Here is a 2,165-nt window from a genome sequence, read left to right as displayed (position 1 = left end):
GTGCTTGATTAATCGATCGAATTCCGCACGTTTAATCCCAGCAAAATCGGGAATCGTCGATAATTGTGCCCAAGCATCCCCTGGTGAAATCGAACCAAATTGCATCGTCAGAGCGAGTAATTGTTGGACTAATACCGCCCAATTGCGATCGGATACGACGATCGATTCTACCCAATTTCGCCGCGCTAATTCGATAATCGCGATCGCTTGTAATAATGCCACCGAATTGTCGATTAAAAACGTCGTATTCGCACCCCCACCGCGCCTACCCGTGCGCCCCAAGCGTTGTAAAAATGCCGAAACCGTATCGGGTGCATTCGCCTGTAAGACTGCATCCAAATCGCCGACATCGATGCCCAATTCCAACGTCGAAGTACAGACGATGCAATTATTATGCCCATTGGCAAACCGCTCCTCAGCCAGCGTCCGCTCCTCTAACGCCACCGAACTATGATGGATGAATACATCGATGCCGCGATTTTGCATCGCTCCAGAGATTTCCTCAGCCAGCGCGCGACTCTGACAGAATAATAGACTCTTTTTCCCCTGCGCCAACATACTCGATCGATTGGCAATATCCGTCTTAGAATCTTGCATCAAGATCCGAATCTCTTTTTTACTCTGCTCCTTCGGCGGATCGATCTTACAGCGCGGACGTTTCGACGTGCCCTGCAACCAGTCCAGAATCGTGTCAGGATTGCCCACCGTGGCACTCAAACCGACTCTTTGGACATCATTAGCACTTACCCGAATTACCCGCTCCAGAACGGACATCAGATGCGCCCCGCGATCGCTTCCAGCCAGCGCGTGAACCTCATCAATCACGATCGCGCGTAAATCTGCAAACATCTCTGTATGCGGCACACTCGCCGACATCAGCATCACTTCCAACGATTCGGGAGTCGTCATCAACAGCGTCGCAGGCTGTTTGCGGAAGGCTTTCTTCTCGCCAGCTTTAATATCCCCATGCCACAAAAACCGACTCAAACCGAGCATCTCTGTATACATTCCCAATCGCTCGGCTTGATTATTCAACAACGCCTTAATCGGCGCAATATACAGAATTCCCACTCCCTGCGGTTCCTTCTCTACCATCTGCGCCAACAGCGGAAACATACTCGCCTCCGTCTTACCCCCAGCCGTCGGCGCGAGGACGATCGCATTATAACCATCGAGGATCGCATGACTCGCCAGTTCTTGCACTGGGCGCAATGATGTCCAACCTAAGCGGGAGGTAATGGCTGATTGCAATCGATCGGGAAAACGGGAAAAAGCAGATGTCATACCAAATCCGGTTATCAAAACCAGCTCATAATACAGAGAGTATATAGCTAGAGAGTTAAAATGCCAAAACAAGCATACTTAGAGAAACACTATAGCTCAGAAGAATTAAAAAACCGATATCTCAAAAGTCAAGATCCAGTAGAGTCGAGAAGATGGCATTTGATTTGGAAAGTGTCATTGGGATGGTCGATAAATAACAGTGCCATCATGATTGGACTCAACTATGAGTATAGCAAAGAGATTATAAAAAGGTAAGTAGCTAGGTGGAATTAAATATAAAACGCTCAACTTTGTAGTTGCTTTGCTCGGCACGAGCTTGAATTCCAGTCATGATCGCACAAGCTAAATCATAATCGTTGTCGAACATTTGCCCTACAATTTCATGAGCTTTAAGTTGATGCCATTCTCCCTCAATCGGATTCATCTCGGAACAATATGGTGGTAAGAAAAAGATAATTAATCCTAGTTTTTCCCATCTCTCAAACTGTTTGCGGGAGATTTTACTGTATCCAAAGAACCATTATCCTGAACAACTACGGTTATTCAAACCGGATTTGGTATCATTGGGATTTTGGATTTTGGATTAACCTGGGGCTTATCACCAATTTCATTTTTGATCGTAGTTATAATCGGGGAAATCTAGAGCCTCAAAGTGAGTAAAAGTGGTTGAAACCACTCCTCATGATGCAAAGTCCGCCTAAGCGGACTGAATTTATTAGTCCGCGAAGCGATTATGTTAATTGTCAAGGGGTAATTTATTCGACAGACAGGCTAAAGCCACCGTGATGCTCACTAGCCCACGGAAATAATCATCACAGTCCGATCGCTCGCCAGCATTCGCTCGAGACGATCTAGTTCGAGCCGATTGCCACTGGCAGCAT

At 46.7% G+C, this 2,165-nt stretch carries 2 protein-coding genes; both read right to left on the bottom strand.

The window, feature by feature from the left end; genetic code table 11:
- Window positions 1-1,284: DEAD/DEAH box helicase (locus C7B77_RS28770; protein ID WP_146138592.1), on the bottom strand; the 1,284-nt coding region annotated here is incomplete at its 3' end.
- 259 nt (window positions 1,285-1,543) lie between these two features.
- Window positions 1,544-1,783, bottom strand: a complete 240-nt coding sequence (locus tag C7B77_RS28765) for a transposase (protein ID WP_181244077.1) — start codon at window positions 1,781-1,783, stop codon at window positions 1,544-1,546.
- Between the last annotated feature and the right edge of the window lie 382 nt (window positions 1,784-2,165).

The organism is Chamaesiphon polymorphus CCALA 037 (assembly GCF_003003845.1).
GTDB lineage: Bacteria > Cyanobacteriota > Cyanobacteriia > Cyanobacteriales > Chamaesiphonaceae > Chamaesiphon > Chamaesiphon polymorphus.
Note: the sequence above shows the minus strand (reverse complement) of the source record. Positions and strands in the feature narration are given on the sequence as shown.